Raw genomic sequence first — 3,598 nt, forward strand, 5'->3', positions numbered from 1 at the left:
CAGATGTTCTTCGGCTGGGAAGGCGTGGGCCTCGCCTCCTATCTGCTGATCGGCTTCTGGTATACGCGCCCTTCCGCGTCGGCGGCGGCCATCAAGGCATTCGTCGTCAACCGCGTGGGCGATTTCGGGTTCCTTCTGGGGATTTTCGGGTCCTTCCTGGTTCTCGGCCATATCGACTTCGACAATGCCTTCGCCGCTGTCGCCGATTTCACCAATACCGGCCTGCCCATTCTCCATTTCCTCTCCTGGGATCTGGATGCGATGACCGTGGTGTGCTTGCTGCTGTTCATGGGCGCCATGGGCAAGTCGGCACAGTTCCTGCTGCACACCTGGCTGCCGGACGCCATGGAAGGCCCGACCCCGGTGTCGGCGCTCATCCATGCCGCCACCATGGTGACGGCCGGCGTGTTCATGGTGGCGCGACTCTCGCCCCTGTTCGAAAGCTCGCCCGTGGCCATGACCGTGATCATGGTCATCGGCGCCATCACCGCCTTCTTCGCGGCGACCGTGGGCCTGGTGCAGAACGACATCAAGCGCGTCATCGCCTATTCCACCTGCTCGCAGCTCGGCTACATGTTCGTGGCGCTGGGGGCAGGGGCGTATTCGGCCGGCGTCTTCCACCTCTTCACCCATGCCTTCTTCAAGGCCCTGCTGTTCCTGGGTGCCGGCGCGGTGATCCACGCCATGCACCATGAGCAGGACATGCGGAACATGGGCGGGTTGCGCCACAAGATTCCCGTTACCTACGCCATGATGCTGATCGGCACGCTGGCCCTGACCGGTGTCGGCATTCCCGGAACGGAATGGCTGGGCTTTGCCGGCTTCTTTTCCAAGGATTCGATCATCGAGGCTGCCTATGCGGTTGGCGGCAATGCAGGCTCCTTCGCCTTCTGGATGCTGGTGGTCGCTGCATTGTTCACCAGCTTCTATTCGTGGCGCCTGATCCACCTCACCTTCCACGGCGCGCCGCGCCCGGCTGCGCATGGGCACGACGCCCATGACGATCACGGGCATGACGCTCATGGCTCGGCCTATGACCATGCCCATGAGCCGCCACAGGTGATGCTGGTGCCGCTTTTCGTGCTGGCTGCCGGGGCCGTTCTGGCCGGCGCGGTGTTCTATGGCATGTTCTTCCACGATGTGGAGCATGTGGAGCATTTCTTCGCCGGCTCCATCGTGGTCGACCACGCCATCATCGAGGAGGCGCACCACGTGCCGCTCTGGGTGAAGTGGAGCGCCACCGTGGCCATGATCCTGGGCTTTGTCGGCGCCTGGTACATGTATATCCGCCGGCCCGACACGCCCGCCCGCCTGGCTGCGAGCAATCCGGGGCTCTACAAATTCCTGCTCAACAAGTGGTATTTCGACGAGCTCTACGACACCATCTTCGTCAAGCCCGCGCTCTGGGTCGGCAACATGCTGTGGAAGGGGTTCGATGACTGGCTGGTGGATGACAAGCTGGTCGGTGGCCTCGGGCGGCGCGTGCAGAATGTCACCGCATGGATGGTCAGGCTCCAGACCGGCTATCTCTATCACTATGCCTTCGCCATGCTGATCGGCATCGCGGCGCTGCTGACCTGGGCCATCGCGGCCGGGGGACTGTTCTGATGACCTTCAATAATTCCATTCTCACGGTCCTGACCTGGCTGCCGCTCGTAGGCGCTGCCATCTTGCTGCTGCTCCCGCGCACGGCACTGGGCGCCATCCGCTGGACCTCGCTGGTCACCACGCTGATCGTCTTCGTGCTGTCGTTGGCGCTCTGGCAGAGCTTCGACATCAACGATCCGGGCTTCCAGTTCACGGTCGATTACGCCTGGATCGGCGACACTATCGGCTATCGCATGGGCGTGGACGGCATTTCGGTGCTGTTCGTGGTGCTGACCGCGCTGCTGATGCCCTTCTCCATCCTGGCAAGCTGGGAGGTGAACAACCGGGTTAAGGAATACATGGTCGTATTCCTGATCCTGGAAACGCTGATGATCGGGGTGTTCACCACGCTCGATCTGGCCATGTTCTATGTCTTCTTCGAAGGCACGCTGGTGCCGATGTTCCTGATCATCGGCGTCTGGGGCGGGGCGGCGCGCATCCAGGCCAGCTACAAGTTCTTCTTTTATACCTTCACCGGCTCGGTGCTGATGCTGCTGGCCATCATGGCCATGTATTGGAGCGGTGGCACCACGGACATCACCAAGCTGCTGACGCATGACTTCCCCAAGAGCTGGCAGCCCTGGCTGTGGTGGGCGTTCTTCGCCTCGCTCGCCGTCAAGATGCCGATGTGGCCGCTGCATCGCTGGCTGCCCGAGGCACACGTGCAGGCGCCGACCGCCGGCTCGGTGATCCTGGCCGCCATCCTGCTCAAGCTGGGCGGCTACGGTTTCCTGCGCTTCTCGCTGCCCATGTTCCCCGATGCCTCGGCGCAGTTCGCCAACATCATCTTCGTGCTCTCGGTCGCCGCCATCATCCTGACCTCGCTGATTGCGCTGGTGCAGACCGACATGAAGAAGCTGATCGCCTATTCGTCGGTGGCCCATATGGGTTTCGTCACCATGGGCATCTTCGCCGGCAATGCGCTGGGCATTCAGGGCGCCATGTTCCAGATGATCTCGCACGGCATCGTGTCGGGCGCGCTGTTCCTGTGCGTCGGCGTCATCTATGACCGCATGCATACCCGCGACATCGCGGCCTATGGCGGTCTGGTCGAGCGCATGCCGCGCTATGCCTTCGCCTTCATGGTCTTCACCATGGCCAATGTCGGCCTGCCGGGCACCTCCGGTTTCGTCGGCGAGTTCCTGACCATGATCGGCGTGTTCCAGGTCAATACCTGGGTGGCGTTCTGCGCCGCCTTCGGGGTGATCCTGTCGGCCGGCTATGCGCTCTGGCTCTATCGCCGCATCATCTTCGGGGCGCTGACCAAGGACAGCCTCAAGGGCATCCTCGATCTCAGCCTGCGGGAGAAGTTCATCCTTTACCCGCTGATCGTCCTCACCATTTTCTTTGGCTTCTATCCGGCCCCCATCCTGGATACGACCGCCGGAGCGGTGAACAACCTCGTTACCCACTATGCCAATGCGGTCGGGCTCGACCCCGCCGTATCGCTCGCCGAGGCGCAGGCGACGCTCGCCCATGCCGAGCCGGCCGCCGCCCCCGCAGGCCATTAGGAGAGAGTCGTGAACTCAGACGTCATTGATTTCGCGGGCCTGATGCCGGCTTACCCGGAAATGCTGCTGGCCGTGGGCACGCTCGTGCTGCTGCTGGTGGGTGTGGTGATCAACAAGGAACGCTCCATCCTTGTGTCCTACGGCGCCATCCTGTTGCTGTTTGTCGTGGCGGCGCTGCTGATGCTGGCGCCGGCCGAAGGTATTCTTTTCAACGGCGTCTTCATCGCCGACAGCTTTGCGCGTTTCATGAAGGTGCTGGTGCTGGGCGGTTCCGCCTTCACGCTGCTGATGGCGTTGCCGCGCGCAGAAGAGACCGGTACGCACAAGTTCGAATTCGCCATCCTGGTGCTGCTGGCGACGCTGGGCATGATGGCCATGGTCTCGGCCAATGACCTGATGAGCCTTTATGTCGGGCTGGAATTGCAGTCGCTGGCGCTCTA

2 protein-coding genes and 1 pseudogene are annotated in these 3,598 nt (G+C 62.4%); all 3 read left to right on the plus strand.

Going from position 1 to position 3,598, the window contains the following annotated elements; all coding sequences use genetic code 11:
• A partial coding sequence (gene nuoL / locus VDP82_RS15640; protein ID WP_323015756.1) for an NADH-quinone oxidoreductase subunit L occupies positions 1–1,608 on the plus strand: 1,608 nt, incomplete at its 5' end.
• A complete protein-coding gene (locus VDP82_RS15645) occupies positions 1,608–3,158 on the plus strand; it encodes an NADH-quinone oxidoreductase subunit M (protein ID WP_323015757.1) in 1,551 nt (516 codons plus the stop codon). The genes nuoL and VDP82_RS15645, both read left to right, overlap by 1 nt.
• A 9-nt stretch (positions 3,159–3,167) precedes the next feature.
• Positions 3,168–3,598 (plus strand): annotated as a pseudogene (locus VDP82_RS15650) (NADH-quinone oxidoreductase subunit N); the annotation flags it as partial.

Origin of the sequence: Devosia sp. (genome assembly GCF_034675085.1) — a bacterium.
Taxonomy (GTDB): Bacteria; Pseudomonadota; Alphaproteobacteria; order Rhizobiales; family Devosiaceae; genus Devosia.